The 21,894-nt window shown below is 47.8% G+C and carries 23 protein-coding genes and 1 riboswitch; of the genes, 14 read left to right on the forward strand and 9 right to left on the reverse strand.

Annotation, left to right across the window (positions count from 1 at the left end; all coding sequences use genetic code 11):
• Positions 1-46 precede the first annotated feature (46 nt).
• Positions 47-139 (reverse strand): DUF1661 domain-containing protein, encoded by a 93-nt coding sequence (locus tag F452_RS12645; protein ID WP_235314702.1) that lies wholly within the window; start codon positions 137-139, stop codon positions 47-49.
• Between F452_RS12645 and F452_RS12415 the strand changes: the two genes are divergently transcribed.
• The 4 genes from F452_RS12415 (at position 108) to F452_RS0103580 (ending at position 3,840) form a co-directional block, all read left to right on the forward strand.
• Positions 108-230 (forward strand): DUF1661 domain-containing protein, encoded by a 123-nt coding sequence (locus F452_RS12415; RefSeq protein WP_235314701.1) that lies wholly within the window; start codon positions 108-110, stop codon positions 228-230. The two genes, F452_RS12645 and F452_RS12415, sit on opposite strands and share 32 nt — an antisense overlap.
• Positions 231-518: 288 nt before the next feature.
• A complete protein-coding gene (gene gmd / locus F452_RS0103570; protein ID WP_018964871.1) occupies positions 519-1,616 on the forward strand; it encodes a GDP-mannose 4,6-dehydratase in 1,098 nt (365 codons plus the stop codon).
• A complete protein-coding gene (locus F452_RS0103575) occupies positions 1,609-2,682 on the forward strand; it encodes a GDP-L-fucose synthase family protein (protein ID WP_018964872.1) in 1,074 nt (357 codons plus the stop codon). The genes gmd and F452_RS0103575 overlap by 8 nt, the downstream gene beginning before the upstream one ends.
• A gap of 138 nt (positions 2,683-2,820) precedes the next feature.
• Positions 2,821-3,840 (forward strand): branched-chain amino acid aminotransferase, encoded by a 1,020-nt coding sequence (locus tag F452_RS0103580; protein WP_018964873.1) that lies wholly within the window; start codon positions 2,821-2,823, stop codon positions 3,838-3,840.
• Between the two features lie 108 nt (positions 3,841-3,948).
• Here the strand turns inward: F452_RS0103580 and F452_RS0103585 are convergent, their stop codons facing one another.
• On the reverse strand, positions 3,949-5,670 hold the full coding sequence (locus F452_RS0103585) for a phospholipase D-like domain-containing protein (RefSeq protein ID WP_018964874.1): 1,722 nt from the start codon (positions 5,668-5,670) through the stop codon (positions 3,949-3,951).
• Positions 5,671-5,822: 152 nt separating this feature from the next.
• Between F452_RS0103585 and F452_RS0103590 the strand changes: the two genes are divergently transcribed.
• From F452_RS0103590 to F452_RS0103605, 4 genes are all read left to right on the forward strand, one after another.
• The gene (locus F452_RS0103590; protein ID WP_018964875.1) at positions 5,823-6,233 is read left to right on the forward strand and encodes a DUF4332 domain-containing protein; all 411 of its coding nucleotides are present in this window, start codon (positions 5,823-5,825) and stop codon (positions 6,231-6,233) included.
• Positions 6,234-6,577: 344 nt separating this feature from the next.
• Positions 6,578-9,115 (forward strand): ferrous iron transport protein B, encoded by a 2,538-nt coding sequence (gene feoB, locus F452_RS0103595; protein WP_018964876.1) that lies wholly within the window; start codon positions 6,578-6,580, stop codon positions 9,113-9,115.
• A 19-nt stretch (positions 9,116-9,134) separates the two neighbouring features.
• Complete coding sequence (locus tag F452_RS0103600) at positions 9,135-9,320, forward strand: FeoB-associated Cys-rich membrane protein (RefSeq protein WP_018964877.1); 186 nt, start codon at positions 9,135-9,137, stop codon at positions 9,318-9,320.
• 7 nt (positions 9,321-9,327) lie between these two features.
• Entirely contained in the window at positions 9,328-9,852 is a 525-nt protein-coding gene (locus tag F452_RS0103605; protein ID WP_018964878.1) for a PH domain-containing protein, read from the forward strand.
• Position 9,853: 1 nt separating this feature from the next.
• Here the strand turns inward: F452_RS0103605 and F452_RS13255 are convergent, their stop codons facing one another.
• Positions 9,854-10,015 carry a DUF1661 domain-containing protein gene (locus tag F452_RS13255; protein ID WP_152567388.1) on the reverse strand — a complete coding sequence of 54 codons (162 nt, stop codon included), beginning with the start codon at positions 10,013-10,015 and terminating at the stop codon, positions 9,854-9,856.
• 196 nt (positions 10,016-10,211) lie between these two features.
• Positions 10,212-10,511 (reverse strand): hypothetical protein, encoded by a 300-nt coding sequence (locus F452_RS0103610; protein ID WP_018964879.1) that lies wholly within the window; start codon positions 10,509-10,511, stop codon positions 10,212-10,214.
• Positions 10,512-10,608: 97 nt separating this feature from the next.
• On the opposite strand from F452_RS0103610, the gene F452_RS11920 reads away from it, so the two are divergent.
• The 3 genes from F452_RS11920 (at position 10,609) to F452_RS10680 (ending at position 13,940) form a co-directional block, all read left to right on the forward strand.
• Positions 10,609-10,749 carry a hypothetical protein gene (locus F452_RS11920; protein ID WP_155259036.1) on the forward strand — a complete coding sequence of 47 codons (141 nt, stop codon included), beginning with the start codon at positions 10,609-10,611 and terminating at the stop codon, positions 10,747-10,749.
• Positions 10,750-10,926: 177 nt separating this feature from the next.
• A riboswitch (cobalamin riboswitch) is annotated at positions 10,927-11,138 on the forward strand.
• Between the two features lie 513 nt (positions 11,139-11,651).
• A complete protein-coding gene (locus F452_RS0103620; protein ID WP_018964881.1) occupies positions 11,652-13,331 on the forward strand; it encodes a putative transporter in 1,680 nt (559 codons plus the stop codon).
• Between the two features lie 90 nt (positions 13,332-13,421).
• Positions 13,422-13,940 (forward strand): hypothetical protein, encoded by a 519-nt coding sequence (locus F452_RS10680; RefSeq protein ID WP_018964882.1) that lies wholly within the window; start codon positions 13,422-13,424, stop codon positions 13,938-13,940.
• Here the strand turns inward: F452_RS10680 and F452_RS0103630 are convergent.
• Entirely contained in the window at positions 13,937-14,917 is a 981-nt protein-coding gene (locus F452_RS0103630) for a cation diffusion facilitator family transporter (protein WP_026292156.1), read from the reverse strand. The two genes, F452_RS10680 and F452_RS0103630, sit on opposite strands and share 4 nt — an antisense overlap.
• A 456-nt stretch (positions 14,918-15,373) precedes the next feature.
• Here F452_RS0103630 and F452_RS0103635 point away from each other — a divergent pair, with 456 nt between their 5' ends.
• From F452_RS0103635 to F452_RS0103645, 3 genes are all read left to right on the forward strand, one after another.
• Positions 15,374-16,039: a phosphatidylserine decarboxylase family protein gene (locus tag F452_RS0103635; RefSeq protein WP_026292157.1), complete on the forward strand. Its 666-nt coding sequence runs from the start codon at positions 15,374-15,376 to the stop codon at positions 16,037-16,039.
• A gap of 1 nt (position 16,040) precedes the next feature.
• Positions 16,041-16,751, forward strand: a complete 711-nt coding sequence (gene pssA / locus F452_RS0103640; protein WP_018964886.1) for a CDP-diacylglycerol--serine O-phosphatidyltransferase — start codon at positions 16,041-16,043, stop codon at positions 16,749-16,751.
• A 67-nt stretch (positions 16,752-16,818) separates the two neighbouring features.
• Complete coding sequence (locus tag F452_RS0103645) at positions 16,819-17,064, forward strand: hypothetical protein (RefSeq protein ID WP_018964887.1); 246 nt, start codon at positions 16,819-16,821, stop codon at positions 17,062-17,064.
• Between the two features lie 194 nt (positions 17,065-17,258).
• On the opposite strand, the gene F452_RS0103650 is transcribed toward F452_RS0103645, so the two are convergent.
• From F452_RS0103650 to F452_RS0103665, 4 genes are all read right to left on the reverse strand, one after another.
• Entirely contained in the window at positions 17,259-18,458 is a 1,200-nt protein-coding gene (locus tag F452_RS0103650; protein WP_026292158.1) for an acetate kinase, read from the reverse strand.
• A gap of 46 nt (positions 18,459-18,504) precedes the next feature.
• A complete protein-coding gene (gene pta, locus F452_RS0103655) occupies positions 18,505-19,515 on the reverse strand; it encodes a phosphate acetyltransferase (RefSeq protein ID WP_018964889.1) in 1,011 nt (336 codons plus the stop codon).
• 198 nt (positions 19,516-19,713) lie between these two features.
• A complete protein-coding gene (locus F452_RS0103660) occupies positions 19,714-20,559 on the reverse strand; it encodes a DUF3108 domain-containing protein (RefSeq protein WP_018964890.1) in 846 nt (281 codons plus the stop codon).
• Between the two features lie 144 nt (positions 20,560-20,703).
• Positions 20,704-21,795 (reverse strand): TlpA disulfide reductase family protein, encoded by a 1,092-nt coding sequence (locus F452_RS0103665; protein ID WP_018964891.1) that lies wholly within the window; start codon positions 21,793-21,795, stop codon positions 20,704-20,706.
• Between the last annotated feature and the right edge of the window lie 99 nt (positions 21,796-21,894).

Genomic DNA, 21,894 nt, shown 5'->3' on the forward strand with positions numbered 1-21,894 from the left:
CACCAACCACCTTAGAAGAGCAGAGCCATATTATCGTTCGGTCGATTTACGTGCCGGAATTTTCGAGTTTGCTATCCGATAAAATGTGGCGCGAGAAGTTTTTTGTTTTGGCGCGAGAAGTAAAAAATTTACGCGCCAAAACGAAAAAGATCTCACGCCATTTTTTCAGGAAACACGAACGACAATCCGAACATTTCTCACTCGTAAAATATGAAGGCAGTAAGTTATAAACGTCAAGCCTCGGGATCAATTCAGTAGTATCAGTCTACAAGCCTTATCGTCTCTCACTTCCGAATTTCAAATTTCACGTCAATATATCTCCCTATTCCAATGGGTTGATCGCTTCTGGAGGATGCCCTACCTGATACTTAGTTCGCAGCAAGGGCAAATCCTCCATTGTCAAATATTCAGAGGAAAAACAAACTATCCTACATTATCGTGGGAGGAATGAGTACTTTTGCAGGGAATCATGTTATTTGCTTGAGCCGGTCAAGATTAGGAATCCGGCCTTTCCGATTATGAAAAAGAAAGTCGCATTAATCACGGGAATCACAGGGCAGGACGGCTCTTTCCTCGCCGAGTTTCTGATAGAAAAGGGGTACGAAGTGCATGGTATCCTGCGCCGTTCGTCTTCGTTCAATACGGGACGAATCGAACATCTCTATCTGGACGAATGGGTACGGGATATGAAGCGCGAGCGGCTGATCAATCTGCACTATGGGGACATGACGGACAGCTCCTCTTTGGTACGCATCATTCAGACCACTCGCCCCTCGGAAATATACAATCTGGCCGCTCAAAGCCACGTCAAGGTCTCGTTCGACGTTCCGGAGTACACGGCAGAGGCCGATGCCGTGGGCACGCTTCGCCTCTTGGAAGCGGTGCGAATACTCGGATTGGAAAAAGAAACACGGATCTACCAGGCCTCTACATCCGAGCTGTTCGGCAAGGTGCAGGAAGTGCCCCAACGGGAGAGCACTCCGTTTTATCCCCGATCGCCGTACGGAGTGGCCAAGCAGTATGCTTTCTGGATCACGAAGAACTATCGCGAGAGCTACGGCATGTTTGCTGTCAATGGCATTCTCTTCAACCATGAGAGCGAACGCCGCGGCGAAACCTTCGTCACCAGAAAGATCACGCTGGCCGCTGCTCGCATCAAGCAAGGATTTCAGGACAAGCTCTACCTCGGCAATCTGGATGCCCGTCGCGACTGGGGCTATGCTCGCGACTACGTGGAGTGTATGTGGCTGATGCTACAGCACGATATGCCGGAAGACTTCGTCATCGCCACAGGGGAGATGCACAGTGTACGCGAGTTCGCTACTCTGGCATTTCGTGAAGTCGGCATAGCACTGGAGTGGAAAGGCTGCGGAGTGGAAGAGCAAGGCATAGACACCGCCACGGGACGGGTTTTGGTAGAGGTGGATCGGAAATACTTCCGTCCCTGCGAAGTGGATCAGCTATTGGGCGACCCTACCAAAGCCAAGACGCTACTGGGATGGAATCCGACAAAGACCTCTTTCGAAGAGCTGGTACGAATCATGGTCGAAGCAGACATGAGATTTGTCCAAAAGCTGCATATAAGAGCCGAAATAGACAATTCCTACGATGAATAAAGATGCCAAAATCTATGTGGCCGGTCATCGCGGTTTGGTCGGATCAGCCATTTGGAACGATCTCCGCCGGAAGGGTTATACCAACCTTGTCGGGCGAACTCATCAGGAGCTGGACTTGCTCGATGCCGTAGCCGTCAGAGAGTTTTTCGACAAGGAAGAGCCTCAATACGTATTTCTCGCAGCTGCCTATGTGGGAGGCATCATGGCGAACAATCGTTTCCGTGCCGACTTCATCTATCGCAATCTGGGTATCCAGCAGAATATCATCGGAGAAAGCTACAGGCACCGTGTCAGCAAGCTGATGTTTCTCGGCAGTACCTGTATCTATCCGCGCGATGCCCATCAGCCGATGCGTGAGGAAGAACTGCTGACAGCTCCGCTGGAATACACCAACGAGCCGTATGCCATAGCCAAAATCGCAGGACTGAAGATGTGCGAGAGCTTCAACCTCCAATACGGTACCAATTATATAGCTGTGATGCCGACCAACCTGTACGGACCCAACGACAATTTCGATTTGGAGCGAAGCCATGTGCTTCCGGCCATGATCAGGAAGATTTATTTGGCCGATTGCCTGCTTCGCCACGATGAGGAAGCAGTTAGAGCAGATTTATCTGCACGTCGCGTCGAAGGCATCAACGGGTCTTCTTCTTTCGATGATATTCTCTCCTTGCTCAAGCGGTACGGCATCACGGCCGAAAGGGTAAGCCTATGGGGTACAGGTCGTCCGATGCGCGAATTTCTATGGAGCGAGGAGATGGCCGATGCCTGCGTATTCCTCATGGAGCATCGCGACTTCTCCGATATGTACTCCCACGGGACCCAAGAGATCCGCAACTGCCATATCAACATCGGCACTGGGGAGGAAATCTCCATTCGCGATTTGGCTTCGCTGATAGCAAAGACCATCGGTTACGAAGGCCTTATCGAGTTCGACTCCTCCAAACCGGACGGCACGATGCGCAAACTAACGGATGTAAGCAAACTCCATGCCTTAGGCTGGAAGCACCGAATCGACATAACCACAGGAGTGCGAATGTTAGTGGATTGGTATCGTCCGAAGTAGACATTCGCATACCTGCTTTCATTTATCGAACCAAAACCAAATAACAGACTGATTATTTGCTACCTTTGCAGAGTTGCTGAATGAAAGACATTTGCAATTATCATCTTAATCATAAACAATCTTATTCTAATTAGGATTATGGAAAATATCGATTGGTCATCGCTCTCATTCGGTTATATGAAGACCGACTACAACGTGCGTTGTTACTATCGCAATGGCAAATGGGGAGAGCTTGAAGTATCCTCAGAGGAAACGATCACGATGCACATGGCTGCCACATGCCTCCACTATGGACAGGAAGCATTCGAAGGGATGAAGGCTTTCCGGGGCAAAGACGGCAAGATCCGCCTCTTCCGCATGGACGAGAATGCCAAGCGCATGAACAGATCATGCCAAGGTGTGGTAATGGCCGAGCTGCCGCAGGAAATCTTCGAAGCAGCTGTAATCAAAGCCGTAAAGATGAACGAGCGTTTCGTTCCTCCCTACGAAAGCGGAGCTTCTCTTTACATCCGTCCGCTTGTTATCGGACTGGGTGCACAAGTGGGTGTGAAGCCGGCTCCCGAGTATCTCTTCATCGTCTTTGTAACGCCCGTAGGGCCGTATTTCAAAGAAGGATTCAAACCGACCAAGATGGCTATCTTCCGCGAGTATGACCGTGCAGCTCCTCTGGGTACGGGTACGATCAAAGTAGGCGGTAACTATGCAGCAGGTATGATCCCCACGGTGAAAGCTCACGAAATGGGCTACTCTGCAGCTATCTTCTTGGATGCCAAAGAAAAGAGGTACATAGACGAAGCCGGTCCGGCCAACTTCTTCGCCATCAAGAACAATACTTATATCACTCCCGAATCCAGCTCTATCCTGCCCTCTATCACAAATAAGAGTCTGATGCAGGTGGCTCAGGATCTGGGTCTGAAGGTAGAGCGTCGTCCGGTAGCCGAAGACGAGCTTGCTACTTTCGAAGAAGCAGGTGCTTGTGGTACGGCAGCCGTGATCAGTCCTATCTCCGAGATCGACGACTTGGAGAACAACAAACAGTACGTAATCAGCAAGGACGGCAAACCGGGTCCGTGGTGCGAAAAGCTCTATCACGAACTTCGTGCCATCCAGTATGGCGACAAGCCCGACACTCATGGTTGGGTGACAATCCTCGACTAATATCCCCTAATCTATTCGCTTAGAAAGAAAGGCATCGCAACCGAGTTGCGATGCCTTTCTCTATTACGGATGTTCAAAAAGCGGACAACTTATGAAGCTATACGGGCTTCACTCTTTGCCAAACATTTCACGATCCTTGATTTTCTTGGGATCGGTGTAGAACTTTTCCCACCATGCTTTCTCATCTTGCTTGCGGGGAGGTTTCGTCAGGAACAATCGTATATTACACTCTTCGGCCTGTGCCAGATTGACCCTGAAGTGATAATGATCAAAGATTCGCAAAGCCTCGATCATATAGGATATAGCTACTTTTCGATCCTTGACAAACAGGAGATTCTCACCGTTCTTGCGATCTGCAGTCGTAGAAAAATTGTATGACCCCAGATAAACACGGGCAGTAGGCTTATCAAAGTCAATCACTATAAACTTATGATGCATACGCGTGCCACCTCCTCCGGTCGGCTCTGACTTGAATGGCTCCGGCATGTTTTTATTGATGGCCTGCGGATACACAGGCATAAGATTGCCGTTGGGCTTTTGCAAATTGAGCCCTCCCATTCTTTTATCCGAGATACCATAGACGAACACATCGTCCTTCTCCAGCACACGTACTATTTCTTCTTTCAGCGAACCGGTGGTTTGCGACAGGAAAGCGAGTGAATAAAAGAGGCTCGACTCCGTACCGGCTACATCAGCAGCAATAGTATCCAACAAAGCATTGTCTTTGGAGTGTGGAGAAAAAGATACCTGCGCATCTATCTTCGGAAGATTGAGATTATTCCAGAGGGCAGAGCTTGTCTTGCCGAATTTGGGTACCGAAGAATTCCAATAATGATCAAAAGCATCCCAAAACGGCTTTATAGCCTCCTCTCCTCGAACGACAACGACATTATTGGACTGCACATACAGGCCTCGCCAAGTGAAATTAGTAGATCCACAGACTGCAGCTTTTACCTTAGAGCCGTTCACTACGATTGTTTTATTGTGCTGCAATTGCCCCATGTGCTGTCGCTTTGCCTTACCCATGGTCGAGGAAAGCAGCTTTTCAAAGGCGATGCTTTCAGCCGAATCATGTTCTTTGTGTTCTGCACTATCGTCAATGATAATGGACAGCCTTTCGCCTAATTGTACAAACCGCTCCACAATCGCGGGAAGATTGAGATCGAATGCTACCACCCTTACTTCGGCCGTTTGATCAGCTATCGCGTCGTCCAAGAGACGGAGCAGAGCCTCTACAGCCTCGAAACCCATCCAAGAGAGTGCAGCAGAAGCCTTCGGATGAGTAGGCACAAAGTCGATACCCGACTTGGAATCTTTCGGCAGCAATGCAGCCACACCACCTCCATCCGAAAATCTATCGACAAAAGCCTGTGATGAAATGAATCCGCGAGTGAATGCCACATCAAGACAGTCCGGATAGGTCTCGCGATGCAATACTACCTCCACTCGCTGCTCCTCTCCATAACTCAATTCATCATAATAGTTCATAAAAACGGGTTTTACCACATAGACGAAAGCTCCGTTTTTATCTGCATTGCGAGGGAAGTGTACCCAGCGAAACATTTGGAAAGGAGACAAAAGGGAAGACTTAGCCGCTTTACACACGGTTCCATCCTGATTGAGGAAAGAAAGCCTGTTCTTCAAAGCATAGTAGCGATCGCCATCCGGCTCCTTGTACTCTATGGAAAAACCGACAAAATCCCGAGGAGGACGCCCCTTTTTCCAATTCATAGCCAAAAGAACCATGCCGTCTCCTCTATAGACTTTCAAGGAAAATACAGCCTTTTCGTTTTTCCCGGTCAAAATAAAATCGTCCAAATCCCGCTTCATGACTATAATTTGTTAATCGATCAAATATAACAAAAGATTGTTTTGAAAACTAATATTCTAATGTCTTTGTTATCTTTACAAAACAAGATTGAATCAATCGATCAATCAGAGAGTGTTAGTATAAGCAGTATTAATAAAAAAGCTTTTTATCTATGGCAAACTACAAAGTGATGGAAGTAGAAGGTATCGGTCCCGTTATGGCCGGTAAACTGAATGATGCAGGAATCAACACTACAGACCAACTCCTGCAAGCGTGCAAAACAAAAGCAAATCGAAAGGCTTTGGCTGAAAAAAGCGGTATCGATGAGGCCAAAATCCTCAAGTTTGCCAATATGGTAGACCTTTTTCGCATCAAAGGAGTAGGAAGCGAATACGCTGAACTCCTTGAAGCAGCCGGAGTAGACACTGTGAAGGAGCTTGCCACTCGGAAAGCAGAAAATCTGACACAGAAGATGGCAGAGGTGAACGAAAGCAAAAAACTGGTGCGTCGCCTGCCCGTACTCAAAATGGTAGAGGACTGGATCAGTCAGGCAAAGGCACTGCCTCGAATGCTTGAGTACTAAGATCGCTGTTGCGTAGCGTATCAGCAGGCATTAGAAGCAGCTCGAATCTCTGAGTTTGAGACTAAGAACGGCTCCTTATCCCTGTTTCACATTCGAAAAGAAAATATAGGTGGGCAGAGGGCACCTACCCCGATCCGACTATATTCTCTTCTTGCATTATTTTTTAGTATTTCCAAAGGTTAAAGGGCGCTTTCCTTCATTGAGGGAAGCGCTTTATTCCGCAATAAAAATTCGCAACTAAAACTACCAGGACATAAAACGGTGGAAAGCACCGAAAAGCGAAGTATTTTTATAAGCTGTATTTCTCCTTTATTCATTGGTTTAGTTAGTATTTTTGCGCTATCATGAGATTATCAGAATTACATACGGGCGATCAAGCAGTAATCGTACGAGTAGAAGGTCGCGGGGTATTCCGCAAACGGATTTTAGAAATGGGATTTGTGCACGGCAAGACGATTACTGTCGTCCAGTGTGCCCCATTGCGGGATCCGGTCTATTATCGCATCATGGACTACAATGTCTCTTTACGGAGAGAGGATGCAGCCAAGATAGAAGTGGAGCTTATATCCTCTAATGCAACTTCTTCCTCGGCAGAAAACGGAGAAGGAGAACAATTGGCTATGTCGGCTTCTAACGGATCGGTTTCGACAAATACCGCAGAGAGCTTCCAACCGGATACAGATGATTCGGCGAGAGGAACCGATGTCAAGCCGAACGGGCATGTGATACGTGTTGCACTAATCGGGAATCCCAACTGCGGTAAGACCTCCATATTCAACCGCGCCAGCGGTGCCCATGAACATGTAGGGAACTATAGCGGCGTGACGGTAGAAGCGAAAGAAGGTCTCTTCCGGCACAAGGACTACAAGATAGAGATTATCGACCTGCCCGGCACCTACTCTCTTTCTCCATACAGTCCTGAAGAACTGTATATCCGCCAGTATCTAAGCGAGGAAACCCGTCCCGATCTGGTGCTGAATGTAGTAGATACCTGTAATCTGGAGCGCAATCTTTACCTGACCCTCCAGCTCAAAGAAATGGGTTTGCCTGTTGTCATCGCACTGAATATGTTCGATGAGTTCGAGAAGAAAGGCGACACCTTCGACTATCCTGCCCTATCCGCTATGCTCGGTATCCCCATGGTTCCGACGGTGGGGCGTACGGGACAAGGCCTGCCGGAGCTTTTCGATACGCTTATCTCCATTCATGAAGGACGAAACAAAATCATACGTCCCATTCGTATCAACTATGGCAGCATCATAGAACCGGCCGTAGAAGCTCTGACAGAGAAAATAAAAAATCAGCTCTCTCTACCCTACTCCCTTCCGGCACGCTATATAGCTGTCAAACTGCTGGAAGGCGATAAGGAGATGAATCGCTTCGTAGGCGAACAGCCCAAAGGTCTTTTCATCCTTTCGGCCCGAGACTTCGCCCTACGAGAGATCGACGAACATCTGACAGTGGCGAGCGATGCCGAAAGCGTTATCACGGATCAGCGATACGGATTCATCGCAGGAGCCCTCAAAGAAACTTACCGGAGTAGCTACAAACAGCTCAAGACCCTGACCGATAAGATCGATCATATCGTCACCCATCGTGTCTTGGGTTTCCCTCTCTTCCTCCTATTCATGTTTATCATGTTCGAGGCTACGTTTGTTCTCGGCCAGTATCCGATGGACTGGATCGAAGCAGGTGTAGGTTGGATAGGCAGCATGGTAAATACCTTCATGCCCGATGGTTCGTTCAAGGATCTGATCGTGGACGGAGTGATAGGAGGCGTAGGCGGTGTGATCGTCTTCCTGCCGAACATCCTCATCCTCTATTTCTTCATTTCGCTGATGGAAGACAGCGGCTATATGGCACGTGCAGCCTTCATCATGGACAAGATCATGCACCGAATGGGACTGCATGGCAAATCGTTCATTCCCCTTATCATGGGATTCGGCTGTAACGTTCCCGCCATTATGGCCACTCGCACGATCGAAAGCAAACAAAGTCGCATGATCACCATGCTCGTAACACCTCTGATGAGCTGTAGTGCCCGTCTGCCGGTCTATTTGCTTTTGGCCGGTGCATTCTTCCCCGATTCGGCCGGCTTGGTGCTTTTCGGATTGTATTTTCTGGGTATTCTGTTGGCTGTATTATTGGCACGTCTTTTCAAAAAAACACTTTTCAAGGTGGAAGACGTTCCCTTCGTCATGGAACTCCCCCCCTATCGTATGCCGACCTCTCGCTCCGTAATCGTACATATGTGGAATAAGGCAGCACAATACCTGCGCAAAATGGGTAGCATCATCCTGCTTGCTTCGATCGTCATTTGGTTCCTCAGCTATTACCCTCGCTACTCCGAAGAGGCTGTACTGATCTCCCAAATCGAACAGATAGAAGGTAATCCGCTGCTGGACGAAGAGGAGAAGACATCTCAGAAAGAAGAGCTGAATCGCAAAGCGCATATCGAACAGCAAGAACAATCCTACATCGGACGATTCGGCAAAGCCGTTCAACCCGTATTGGCACCGATCGGTTTCGATTGGAAAATGAGTGTAAGCTTGCTAACTGGTATGGCAGCCAAAGAGGTCGTAGTGAGTACCCTCGGTGTCATCTATACGGGCGACAGTGATGATAGCGACGAAGCTGCCCAGCGACTGGGCGAACGTATCCGAGAGGATCGCGACGCAGAAGGCAACCATACATTCTCCCCTATCATTGCTTTGGCACTGATGGCTTTCGTGCTGATTTATTTTCCGTGCATCGCTACCGTGGTCGCTATCGGACGTGAAAGCGGACATTGGAAGTGGGCAGCTTTCTCCATTATATACTCCTGCTCGCTGGCATGGATCGTATCGTTCCTTATCTACCGGATAGGGATACTCTTCTTCTAAACCGTATAAGCCCAAAGATATGATACAGAATATCCTCACAGCCATAACGGGTATCCTTGTCCTCGTCCTGATCGTTTATCGTTTGGTACGTCTCTGGAAGCGAAAAGACTCTGGCGGTGGATGCTCCGGCTGCTCGTCCAAATCCGATTGTGCCTTGTCCTCGAAAACGATGAAGGAAAAAGGCAATCCATCATCCCTCAAATAAAACTCTCATGGAAACAGGACGGCAATACTATCCCCTCAGTATCTGGCAGCGGATTCTCTCTGTCCTCGTTATTATAGTGTTAGCCATTGCTCTGGTCCCGGCTTGGTACAACGGCATGTGGGCTTTGGCAGTTGCCTTGTGGGTTATTATTCTTCCTGCTGTAGGATGGAGTATAGCTATTATTCCACGCTATACAGAGGTGACAGAGAAGCAAATAATCGTCAAGCAAGTATGGGGGCAATTAGTCTTCGACAAGAAGGAAGTGGAAATAGTGCCTATCGTCAAAGACGATCTCAAAAGCTCGATTCGTACATTCGGCAATGGAGGTCTATTCGGCTATGCCGGTTATTTCCAGAATAAGAAACTGGGGAAGTACCGTATGTATGTAACGCGCTTGAAAGACTTATCGCTACTCACAGACCGCAACGGCCAGAAAACGGTGATCAACCTGCGACAGGCATACCCCCCCACTCGTCATCAACGTGAACCCGACATAAGGGGAACACATCATCTCATCATAATCCGCTTTTAGTTTACGCGCCTAAAATTTGTGGCTTATCACCTCTAAAAAAGTGGCGCGTAAACGTTTTCGTTTTGGCGCGAGAAGCAAAAAATTCCCGCGCCAGAGCGAAAAATATCTCGTGCCAAAAAGAGAAACTTACGGCGCGTGTTTCTCCGGAAAACACGCGCGACATCTAAGAATTCGGAGAGCTCAGAAAATCAGCAATTATGTCGAAATATTTGACCTACTTCAAGTGGTTTTGCACTAAAACCGATACTGCAACGTAAGAGAAAGGCTGTATACTTTCAGACTGTACTTCGAATAGGTGGCCATTGCATCATCCGTCAACGAAAGAGTCCGGTACTCACCCGGATCTGAGTAGATGAAGCTCAGTGTCCCTTCCCTACCCAATGCTTGCTTGTCTTTTTTATTGACATGGAATAGAAGTCGCCTCGTGTCTTAGCGTCTTGTATCATATGGCGTTTGTTCCATTTCGCCCCTGCCGTGATTGCGATTTGACTGCCGGGGAATACAGCCAATTGAGCTCCCCAAATCCGGTCGGTCTGATTGATAGGCCTGTCCGAAATCCTCCACCGTCTTGCCGAAAGCTCTCCATTGAGAGACAGTTCCATCCATTTGAACGGCCGGCTGAGCAACTTTCCACTCAGAGCGTATGTCTCCGCCAGCACCTGCAGTGTCGTTTTTTGGTGAATGACAGAGGATTTGTTTCTGTCATAGCTCGCTTGGAGAATAAGCTTGGAAGCTAATGGCCTGTAAAAGAAATCTGTGGAGGCACTTAGCCCGAAGTTGTACAGGGAAGTAGGGATAGAGGCGAATGTGGAAGAAAGTGAAGAGGTATTTATCTGTTCCGTGGCAGAGGTGTTGGACTTGGTTCGGCATCTCTTCTTCCAGGGCTATCGCATTTGAAAGTTTATACTGTATCCTTGGCCTCTTTCTTCTATAATTTGGGACTCTAGTACATTAATGCGTACTTGTTTTGATAACCGGACGTAGCAATCGTTAGGTTTATAAGTGTGATAACAGCTCAAATGCGATTGCCCTGTCTCTTCTTCTGACGTATTACTGTCTCGAAGGATATTTTTTCTATCTTTGTGCGGACTTTGTTCAGAGCTGCCTTTTCCTAACAGGATCGGCGGTAATGATTAAAAGGGAATCGGGTGAAAATCCCGAGCAGTCCCGCTGCTGTAAACCTTGTTAAGCTTCCGGCATTTATATCCACTGTCCGTTCTGTGCGGATGGGAAGGAGTCGGAAGTATGGGGTGAGCCAGAAGACCTGCAAAGTCTTTGTCTGCGGCTTCGAGGAAAAGCCGGGAGAGAATGCTCTTGTGGTCAATCCGACTTTACTGCCACAAGGATCCGTTTCTTTCCCTTTCAATCCCCCGAGGAAAATTCTGTTTCCGACGCAGCGGAAACGATCCGATTCTTTTGCCAGGAATTGGAGTGTATTGTGAGCGGACCCTTATGGTCTTGTCTTGGTGGGATGAGCTCCACACAAGGCAGACCTAAGGGTCTTATCATTTCTCCCCCTCCCCTATCATACTTATTGCCGTGTGCTTGGAGCGGATCATCAGGGTTCGGAAGAACGAATCTATTCTGCGTCCCCATGTCAGGACTTAAATTAAATGTTACTTTTGTAGGGCTTTCAATATGGGAATCATCGTCTCTATTGGCAGGGCATAAAATGATAAAATCACTTAGCTGAATTTCCGGTGTATCGTCTTTAGCTCACTAAGATGTAGAGCCGATCTCGACCCATAGAAATAACAGCACACAGTAATCAACTAAAACTAAAAGCTATTTCGATCAATATGCAATGGCTGAATGACTTGCTTTTCGGCGTAGGAGTGGGGCACTCTATCCTCCTCATATCCATTACGATTGCCTTAGGGATTTGGTTGGGAAAGATAAAGATCTTCGGAATCTCCCTGGGTGTTACTTTCGTTCTTTTTGTAGGGATTGTCTTAGGGCATTTCGGTATGCACCTGCACCCCGATGTACACCATTTCTTCAAAGAGTTTGGACTGATCCTATTCGTTTACTCGGTGGGGATGCAAGTAGGCCCGGGCTTTTTCTCCTCTCTTCGTAAGGGGGGGCTTACCCTGAATATGCTTGCCATGGGTGTAGTTTTCCTGGGCGTACTGACCACCGTGGTTCTACACTTCGTGACAGGCATCCCCATGTCTACGATGGTAGGCGTTCTGTCCGGAGCCGTGACGAATACACCGGGTCTGGGAGCTGCCGAACAAACATTCCACGACCTCACAGGAACGAGCGATCCGACCATTACACTCGGATATGCCGTAGCCTATCCATTGGGAGTGGTGGGGATCATCGCATCGATGCTGATCGTACGTGCCATTTTCAAGATCAGTGTGGCAAAAGAAAAGGAAAAGATGGACAATCTGGAGCAGGGCGATGAAAATCAGGCTATCGCACTCTCTCTGGTTGTGAAAAATCCGGCCGTTTTCTCCAAAACGCTGGCCGAAGTACGCCAACTGCTCAAAGGTCATGACTACGTGATTTCGCGCACGATGGATTCGCGCACCAACAGTATTTCGCTGGCACATTCGGATACGGTTCTAAATGAAAACGACAGGGTTTTCGTTATTACCAATCCGCAAAATGCTGCGGTGATCAGCAGCTTCATCGGGACTGAGGTACAGATGGACAGGAAGCAGTGGATACCTACCGAGTCGCATTTGGTGAGTCGCCGATTCATCGTCACGAAGTCCGAGTTGAATGGAAAGACCCTCGGTTCATTGCAGCTACGCAAATTACATGGCATGAATGTGACACGGGTAAACCGTGCCGGAGTTGAGATGGTAGCATTGGCTTCCCTTCCGCTACAGGTGGGCGATCGTCTGACTGTAGTGGGCAGTGAGTTGGTGATGCCCAAGGTGGAAGAACTGATCGGCAATTCCGTCAAGCGGCTCAACGAACCGAACCTGATGTCCATATTCATCGGCATCGGTCTCGGTATCCTTTTGGGTTCGCTTCCGATCGTTTTGCCCGGTATTCCTCAGCCCGTCAAGCTGGGACTTGCCGGTGGCCCATTGGTAGTGGCTATTCTGTTGAGCCGGTTCGGTTATCGGTATAAGCTGGTGACTTATACGACACCTAGTGCCAATTTGATGTTAAGAGAAATCGGCATCACCATATTCTTGGCTTGCGTAGGATTGGGAGCCGGGGAGGGATTCGTCGATACGATAGTAAACAAGGGTGGTTTTACATGGATCGGATACGGTTTTATAATCACCCTCCTGCCTCTTCTGATCATCGGCTTTATCGCTCGCAAAGGATATAAGATCAATTACCTTACACTGATGGGGATGTTGGCCGGTAGCACTACAGACCCTCCCGCACTGGCATACGCCAACAACACGACTAACCACGATGCCCCGGCCGTAGGCTACGCCACGGTCTATCCTCTGACCATGTTCTTGAGGGTGCTGACTGCACAATTGCTCATCTTATTCTTTTGCTCTTAGTCCGGCGAACCGAAAGACTCGCTTTTGCGGAGCCTGTCTCCGCTGTATTCGCGGTAGACCGCTTGTACATATCGACTAATGCCAAGCTGAATGGTGACTGATACACAAGACAATGAGCCTATCGTTTTCGGAGAGCATAATGTCCACGCCGAAAACCTTTCCATAGGCCGTCTTGTCACATACTTTCCGTGGACAGAATACTTCAATGCGTTAGGCATGGCAGGGGCCTACCCGGCTCTGCTTTACACAGATGAAAAAGCCGATGCCTTGTATGAAGCCGTATCGTCGCTTTTAGGCGAGTGGATCGTATCGGGAGATCCGTGGATCGACCTCTCTTTGGTTTTTCACGATGTGGAGGGAGGGCAGCCCGAAGGCGATTTGGAGGTCGTGCTCTCCTCTCATCTAAGCGATGAAGACATTATGCCTGTAGCGTCCCTTTCTTTGTATGATATGGGATACTACCTCTTGGAGGCAGCCGCTGCATGGATAGCTGATCAAGAGGCATACGGGATGCAAACGGTGATCGAGCGAAAAGACATCAGCCGCAGACCCTCGGAGGAAGGTCTACGGCTGATGGGGCACTGGGTCTTGAGAGCAATCGAAAGTTAGCAGCCCTCCATTCCGCAAGAGCAACCCTCGGGATCCAATTCTATCGTAGCATGCCGTATTCCGTGGGCACTGCACTTCTCCCGTACCGATTCTTTCATATCGAATACTGCTTGGGGCGAACTGAAATCGTCCGGGCAGTACACAACGTGAATCGTCATCACGTGCGACTCTCCGTCGAGTGTCCACAGGTGGATGTCGTGAACGCTACGTATATGCGGCAGAGAGAGTATGTCCGTTTTTAATCCTTCTAAGTCTATCCCGTCGGGCACACCTTGCAGCATGACTTTGAAGGTCTCGCGCAGATTGCCGTACACATTGTATAGAATCCACGCTGTGATACATAGAGAAAGTATCGGGTCGAGGATCGGGGCATTGACAAAGAGCATAACGATACTGACTACAAGGACAGCCGCCCATCCGAGCACATCCTCCATAAGGTGCAGCATCACGGCGCGCTCATTGAGCGAAGAGCTTCCTTTCAGCCTGAATGCGGCCAAACCATTGACAGCGAGTCCGAATATGGCCAGCACAAGCATTCCTCCCGCCTTGGGTTCTCCCGGTACGCTAAGACGTTCGATGGCAGCGATAATGACAAAAACGGATCCTACCAGAAGAATAAGCGAAATGAGCAAAGCTCCAAGTAGGGAGAAACGTTTGTATCCATAGCTGAATGAGGTGTCGCGCCCCTTTTCAGACAGCTTCTGTAGTCGCCAGGCAACACCGAGGGAAATGGAATCGCCGAAATCGTGCAAAGCATCCGACAGGATGGCCACACTGCCGGTGAAAATACCACCGACCAATTCTACAATAGCAAAGAAGAGATTCATGGCGAAAGCAAAAAGCAAATTGCTTCCACTGCCGCCATGGTGGTGATGGAGATGATGATGGTGTCCGTGGTGATGATGCTCTTGATGGTGATGAGCATCATGTTGGTGCTCCGAGCAGCAAGTGTGAGTGTGAGATTGTCTTGTTTCCATAGATTTGTCTCCTACACGTTTGATCTGATGTTTTTGTTTTGACGGTGTGTCATAATGTCCAAATTACGGCGTTGCTTGCGATATTCGGCTTGTACTTTACACATTCTTACCCATCTAAAGGGGTGGGTTGTACCCAAAAAGAATTTTGACACAGCCCATCTTTATTGCAAAGGTGATCATTTTGTTGACATTTTTACCATATATTTCCGCACTTTCACAAAGTGCCGATTCCTCAAATAAAATTTACTATTGGAAAATACATCTTCCATTTCTCAATCTGTCGTGCTGGGCTGTAATCTTAAAAGATTTTTCAGCATTCTCTCAATACGGAGCATAATCAAACGGCTCTGGAAGAAGAGAAAAAACGCTACTTTTGTATCAATGGAGACCGCGGAAGAAGCGTATCATTCCTGCGTACAATCCTACAAGATTCATTTCAACTATGATGAGAACGACATGAAGGTTCATAAAGAAAGTACCGGCCTTTTAGTATCCATGGCAACCCTCTTCACAGGGATATGCTTGAGCCTGTTTTATTTCCTTGGGACTTCTTTTGTATCCTATTTGGTAATGATCATTGCCATTTTCCTCTATCTGCTTACGATCAACTTTTTTCGTTGCCCTAAGAGACACAGCCCCTTTGCCGATGACGATCGTGCCGTTGTGGCACCTGCCGATGGCAAGATTGTAGCCATCGAAGAAGTATCCGAAAACGAAATACTCCATGAACGCTGTATTCAGGTATCGATTTTTATGTCGGTTTTCAACGTTCATGCCAATTGGTTCCCCTGCAAAGGCAAGGTTACGCACGTATCCCACAAGAACGGTCATTTTATCGCAGCCTACCTTCCTAAAAGCAGCACCGACAACGAGCGTTCGGCTATCGTTATCAAAACGGAAAGAGGGGCTCGCATACTGGCGCGACAGATTGCAGGGGCCTTGGCTCGCCGTATCGTTACCTATGCAGAGGTGGGGGATATATGCTCCATAGATGCCCATATGGGTTTTATCAAGTTTGGCTCACGAGTAGATGTTTACTTGCCCCTCGGTTCTCAGGTAGAGGTTAAGATGGACCAGAAGACTGTCGGCAATCAAACGCTAATAGCCCGACTGCCCGAGTAGCATGAATATCCATCGACATATTCCCAATGCGATTACTTGCCTCAATCTGCTTGCAGGTTGTGGGGCTATAATAGCAGCCGTTCAGTACCACAATCTCGCTGTGGCTGCCGGATTCATTATTTTGGCTGCCGTATTCGACTTCTTCGATGGGATGGCAGCCCGGATTCTCAATGCGAAGTCATCGATTGGAGCGGATCTGGATTCATTGGCTGATGTGGTGAGCTTCGGCGTGGCTCCTGCCATGTGTTTGTATGAAGCTTTGGAGGCTGTAGTGGAGCCTTCGTATCGCTTTGCCACCTATGGCGTATTCCTTTTGGCTGCATTTGCCGCCTTGCGTTTGGCCAAATTCAACAACGACACGCGTCAGACTACCTCCTTTATCGGCCTGCCGGTTCCGGCCAATGCTCTTTTTTGGATCGCATACATAGACCTCTTTTCTTTAGATAGCAGTCCGATCATCACGGGATTGCCCTTGCTTGTGCTCACGCTTGCGCTCGTTTTCCTCTTTTCTTATCTGATGGTAAGCGAGCTGCCCATGCTTGCGCTGAAGATTCGATCGCTGGCGTGGCGTGGCAATGAATGGCGATATATACTGGTCATTGCTTCGGCTCTGTCCGTAGCAGTCTGGGGAATAGGTGGATTTTCGCCCGCTATCGTACTTTATCTGCTGATGGCTATCGCAACAAAGCGTATCGACCGCGAACGGAAGTGATCCAGAAGCCATGTATTCTCTCATTGCCTTGCTATAGGCACAATAACAAAAAAAGCATGATCATAATATGGAACTAATAGGCACTTTCTTCCTTGTCCTCTTTATCTACTGGGTAATCCGATTTCTGATGAAGATGTTCGCCATTCGTCAGATGTTTTTCGATCAGAAGAAGAACTCTTCACGGCAAGGAACGCAAACCACAAAAACGCCTTCACCGGGTGAAAAAGTCGAACTCGACGAACTGGAAAAACGAAGATTTGACAAAGACCAAGGAGAATACGTGGACTTCGAAGACATAAAGGACAAGGGCTGATACATAAACCGGATGGATCCATATACTCAGCTGGTTCGGATCTTTTGCTCCGATCTCCCATTGTTTGATAGCAGATCCGGCAAAGAATAAAGAGGGCGTGCCAATTCTTCATCTTGGCACGCCCTTTACTATATTGGGGTTTGAGGCTCTCGAAACGAACTGTTATGCCCCATTTCAGTGTCAGATCGGTCTTTTTATTTGCTGAGGATTGTCATGGTGTCGGAGGCAATCATATATTCTTCGTCGGTGGGAACCACGATCACGGTTACCTTACTTTCTGGCTTGCTGATTACCATTTCTTTTCCACGCATACCATCATTCACCTTCGGGTCGAAGACAATACCCATAAATTCCATATCGGAACAAACCTTCTCACGTGTAGAATATTGATTTTCACCCACTCCACCGGTGAATACAAGCACATCGACTCCACCCATGGCAGCTGCATAAGCTCCCACATATTTTTTGATCCGATAATCGTACATGGTCATGGCCAGAATAGCTCTTTCGTCGCCATTCTTAATACCATCTTCGATCTCACGCATGTCCGAAGAAATGCCACTTACGCCGAGCACACCACTCTTCTTATTGATCAGTTCAGAGATTCCTGCAGCATCCAGACCTTCTGCTTCCATCAAGAAAGTAAGAACACCGGGGTCGACATCTCCACTGCGGGTACCCATCATAAGTCCTTCTACGGGTGTCATCCCCAGTGATACATCCAGAGCCCTGCCATTTTTGATGGCAGCGATGGAAGCACCATTGCCGATATGCGCCGTGATAATACGAGTTTTGTTGTAGTCCAGACCCAAAATCTCACAAGCACGGGCACTGACATAGCGATGGCTGGTGCCGTGGAATCCATAGCGACGTACACCATGCTTGTTGCACATATCGTATGGCAAGGCATATCGGTACACATGTTCGGGCATGGTCTGGAAGAAAGCCGTATCGAATACACCGACCTGACGGATACCGGGGAGCAGCTTTTCGATGGCTACCACGCCTTTGAGGTTAGCAGGATTGTGAAGCGGAGCCAAGGGAATACATTCCTCTACTTTGGCAATTACTTCCGGTGTGATCTCCACACTGTTGCTGAACTTCTCTCCTCCATGAACGAGACGGTGGCCTACAGCATCGATTTCTTCGTAGCTCTTGATGCATCCATATTTCTCATCTTTGAGTACGGAGAGAATGAACTCCACGGCTATTGTATGCTCGGGCATGTCTTTCTCCAGCACTACCTTCTCGCCATTGGGCATGGTTAGTTTGAGAAACGAGCCGGGAAGACCCAATTTTTCTACTCCGCCCTGAGCCAATACGTCGCCCTTGGGCATTTCGAGTAGCTTATATTTGACGGATGAACTACCACAGTTCAATACCAATACTTTCATATCGTTTAGTTGATTTTTAGGGGTTTGATAGGGTTAGTTTTCTCTATTATTGTTCTTTGGCTGCGATAGCTTGGTTAGCCGTGATGGCAACCATCCTGTATATATCCTCGACCGAGCAGCCGCGACTCAAATCGTTTACAGGAGCAGCCATTCCTTGCAGGATAGGCCCTACGGCTTCTGCATGTCCAAGACGCTCTACAAGTTTGTATGCGATGTTGCCGACTTCAAGCGTCGGGAATACAAGTACATTGGCCTTTCCTGCCACATTGCTTCCGGGAGCTTTGAGTATTGCCACTCTTTCTACCAAAGCGGCATCGGCTTGCATTTCGCCGTCGATCATCAAATCAGGTGCCATTTCTTGAGCTTTACGAGTAGCTTCTACGACCTTGTCTGTCATTTCATGCTTTGCACTGCCTTTCGTAGAGAAGCTCAACATGGCTACACGGGGCTCAATGTCAGCAATAGCCTTTGCCGTGCGAGCTGTAGCTACAGCGATCTGTGCCAGCTCGTCCGATGTCGGATTGGGGATAACCGCACAGTCTGCCACGAGCAAGAGTCCGTCTTTGCCGTATTCTTTGGCTTTGGTGAAGAGTAAGAAAGTACCGCTCACGCTACTCATGCCCGGAGCTGTCTTGATGACTTGAAGGGCCGGACGAAGTACATCGCCGGTAGTATTCTGTGCACCGGCAATCAGTCCGTCGGCATCTCCGCTCTTTACAATGAGACAACCCAGATAAAGAGGGTTTTCTACGAGTTCGGCCGCCTTTTCGGGAGTCAGCCCTTTCTTTTGACGGATTTGCAGCAGAAGATCTGTGTATTGTTGTTTCTTGGGGTGGTTATTGGGATCGATGATCACAGCCTGGTCCAAGTTTTTCAAACCGAGTTCTGTCACTTTGGCTTTCACCTTGTCGACATTGCCGATCAGAATGATGTTTACAACTTTGTCGGCCATGAGGCGGTCGGCAGCTTCCAATGTACGAGGTTCCAACCCTTCGGGCAGAACGATCCGTTGCTTGTTCTCTTGAGCACGCTTAATAACGTCTTGAATGAGATCCATGGATAATACCTTATTATGTTATAGTTATTGTTTGAAAAGAAAGACGAACAGAAATGACGCCTTATTTGCGGTCGCAAAGATAGTTAAAAACACGGGTAATAAGAGAGATACGCTCAAAATAATTTGAAATGGACGCACCACAAAAATAAGGCTGCGATTCCATTTTCTCTTTTGTGTTTATATCTCTTTTCTACAGTCTTATTTGACTCGTGCGGATAGCGGGTGGCGCAGTCCCTCAGCTGACTTCAGATAGACTTCGGCAGCCCCGATTTTCAACTCCATTCTGATACGCACCGGTATTCTATTGGCATCGTTCGTGAACCATACGGTAATAGCTTTTTGAGGCTTCTTGAATGTTTCAGGTTCATTTATAAGCATAGATACCCGATGAGTTCGGTAGCTGATGCCTTGTTTAGTCTTCTGTACGTCAGCCCCTTCGTATTGAAAGAAACAGTCGATTCCCTTTTTGCCGGCAAAGATTTTTGTCTTTATAATCTCTTTGGAAGCACTCGACCAGTCAATCGATCGAAGGTAAAGTATGGCACCTATCATATCAAGAGAAGTTTGATCGACAAATTCGATCGTGTCTATCCTTGCCTCTCCGTTGCGGAATCGTGTGGTATGTATACGATTGCGTCCCTCTTGCCGAGAGAAATGAATGAGATCTATCGTATAATCTCCTCCCTCCATTACGTGTTTCTGACCATTCATGATACGCATGTCTTGATCAAGATTACAGTCGAGAGTATCCCTCATACTAAAGATAGCATCGAAGAAAGGAGCCGTCCTGAAAAGCAAACGGGATCGATATCCTTTGTCCGCCTTTTTGAACGAAAGCGAAGCGTCACCGGCACGAGGCATCAGTGCCCCCCATTTATAGTAGACCGTATAGTCGAGTCGCTCGCCGGACTGAACAAAATCATTGACAATAGGCTGCTGGGCTTGTAACAGTATAGCAGTACCGCTTATATATAAAATCGTAAGGATATGGACTATTCGGTTGGATAGCCATTGTTTCCGACTTACATTTTCTTTTGCCTTCATTTCTTCCCTTCTTCTTTTTTATGCAGGCTTTTTTTCAACGCCCCAAATATAGGCAATAAGCTATTTAGTAAAAATAAAAGGAGGAAGCCTGCGCAAGGCCTCCTCCTAAAATCGTTTCGGTCTTCCGAGTCTAAATACCCGATGTTATTTATAGATTTCGCTCAACTTTTCGATGAGCTTTTCGCCACGAAGATCGCGCTCTACAATGGTGCCGTCAGGACCGAACAGGATAACTTGAGGAATCCCTTGTATGCCATACATATCCGTTGCAACATTCTTGCTGTCGAAAAGCTGAGGCCAAACTACGTTGAGGGCTTCTTTGGCTTTGAGGTGATCTTCCATTTTGTCCCAAACCACCACTCCGATTACTTGCAGACCTTTAGCTCCAAACTTAGCATTAGCTTCAGCTATATAAGGGATCTCGCGACGGCAAGGACCGCACCATGAGGCCCAGAAGTCTACCACAGCATAGTTGCCTTGTCCCACATATTTGAATAGTTCCACCTCGTTGCCCTCGGCATCTGTGCCGGTGAAGTTTTTAGCCATTTTGCCGGGCTGCGTGTCAGCCAAGTTGTCAATCATAGCAAGCAGACGCACGATGTTCGGATGTGCCAAAACAATAGGGCCGGCTTTTTTACGTGCCTCTGCAATAGCATTGGAATTAGAGCTTTCACCACGGAGAATATTCTGGAAGAGACGTATTCCAAGAGCATCGTTCGTATGCGATTCGTACAGATCGGCTGTGATTTTGTTTTTCTCTCCTAACATAGCTGTGTATTCTTTCTCGAGCAATGCCTGAGTTTCCTCGGCCGGACGAAGCGTATCAGCTTGAATCTCTTCCATCTTCATCCTGAAATTATCTTCCAACTCGTTAAGTTTAGCGGAATACTCAAAATTCTTATCGTTCAGCGGAGTACCCTTTGCTGCAAATTCTCCGACTTTAGCCGATATTTTGCCATCCTCCAAGATGAAGATAATCGGAGCTACGTTCTGTTCGGGAGAAGCCGTCACGATATAAGCCAGTTTAGCTGTGTCGATATGCTCTCCGGTGAATGTAAATGCACCGTTCCGGATCGTCGTGCTATCCAGTTTGTTGTCTTGAGACAGCTGGATATAAACCATCTTTCCATCCAGGTTCAGCGTACTATCCACTGTACCGGTGATGGTATAACCTTTCTGTTGACAGGATGTAAGACCTGCAAGCAGCACTACGGCTGCGAATAACAATTTTTTCATACGTTATCGTTTTTGAATTGGTGGATTATTTCTACCGGCAAAAGTAAGTATTTTGGTCTTTATAGCCCCCTTCCTTAGAATCGATAAAAACGGATTCTA

It is taken from the genome of Porphyromonas gulae DSM 15663, from assembly GCF_000378065.1.
GTDB classification, from domain to species: domain Bacteria; phylum Bacteroidota; class Bacteroidia; order Bacteroidales; family Porphyromonadaceae; genus Porphyromonas; species Porphyromonas gulae.

What these genes read in the sequence shown, in the direction of transcription:
- gmd (WP_018964871.1), top strand. Translation starts at nt 519, where the DNA reads ATGAAAAAGAAAGTCGCATTAATCACGGGAATCACAGGGCAGGACGGC.
- F452_RS0103575 (WP_018964872.1), top strand. Translation starts at nt 1,609, where the DNA reads ATGAATAAAGATGCCAAAATCTATGTGGCCGGTCATCGCGGTTTGGTC.
- F452_RS0103580 (WP_018964873.1), top strand. Translation starts at nt 2,821, where the DNA reads ATGGAAAATATCGATTGGTCATCGCTCTCATTCGGTTATATGAAGACC.
- F452_RS0103585 (WP_018964874.1), bottom strand. Translation starts at nt 5,670, where the DNA reads ATGAAGCGGGATTTGGACGATTTTATTTTGACCGGGAAAAACGAAAAG.
- F452_RS0103590 (WP_018964875.1), top strand. Translation starts at nt 5,823, where the DNA reads ATGGCAAACTACAAAGTGATGGAAGTAGAAGGTATCGGTCCCGTTATG.
- feoB (WP_018964876.1), top strand. Translation starts at nt 6,578, where the DNA reads ATGAGATTATCAGAATTACATACGGGCGATCAAGCAGTAATCGTACGA.
- F452_RS0103600 (WP_018964877.1), top strand. Translation starts at nt 9,135, where the DNA reads ATGATACAGAATATCCTCACAGCCATAACGGGTATCCTTGTCCTCGTC.
- F452_RS0103605 (WP_018964878.1), top strand. Translation starts at nt 9,328, where the DNA reads ATGGAAACAGGACGGCAATACTATCCCCTCAGTATCTGGCAGCGGATT.
- F452_RS13255 (WP_152567388.1), bottom strand. Translation starts at nt 10,015, where the DNA reads ATGTCGCGCGTGTTTTCCGGAGAAACACGCGCCGTAAGTTTCTCTTTT.
- F452_RS0103620 (WP_018964881.1), top strand. Translation starts at nt 11,652, where the DNA reads ATGCAATGGCTGAATGACTTGCTTTTCGGCGTAGGAGTGGGGCACTCT.
- F452_RS10680 (WP_018964882.1), top strand. Translation starts at nt 13,422, where the DNA reads ATGGTGACTGATACACAAGACAATGAGCCTATCGTTTTCGGAGAGCAT.
- F452_RS0103630 (WP_026292156.1), bottom strand. Translation starts at nt 14,917, where the DNA reads ATGGAAACAAGACAATCTCACACTCACACTTGCTGCTCGGAGCACCAA.
- F452_RS0103635 (WP_026292157.1), top strand. Translation starts at nt 15,374, where the DNA reads ATGAAGGTTCATAAAGAAAGTACCGGCCTTTTAGTATCCATGGCAACC.
- pssA (WP_018964886.1), top strand. Translation starts at nt 16,041, where the DNA reads ATGAATATCCATCGACATATTCCCAATGCGATTACTTGCCTCAATCTG.
- F452_RS0103645 (WP_018964887.1), top strand. Translation starts at nt 16,819, where the DNA reads ATGGAACTAATAGGCACTTTCTTCCTTGTCCTCTTTATCTACTGGGTA.
- F452_RS0103650 (WP_026292158.1), bottom strand. Translation starts at nt 18,458, where the DNA reads ATGAAAGTATTGGTATTGAACTGTGGTAGTTCATCCGTCAAATATAAG.
- pta (WP_018964889.1), bottom strand. Translation starts at nt 19,515, where the DNA reads ATGGATCTCATTCAAGACGTTATTAAGCGTGCTCAAGAGAACAAGCAA.
- F452_RS0103660 (WP_018964890.1), bottom strand. Translation starts at nt 20,559, where the DNA reads ATGAAGGCAAAAGAAAATGTAAGTCGGAAACAATGGCTATCCAACCGA.
- F452_RS0103665 (WP_018964891.1), bottom strand. Translation starts at nt 21,795, where the DNA reads ATGAAAAAATTGTTATTCGCAGCCGTAGTGCTGCTTGCAGGTCTTACA.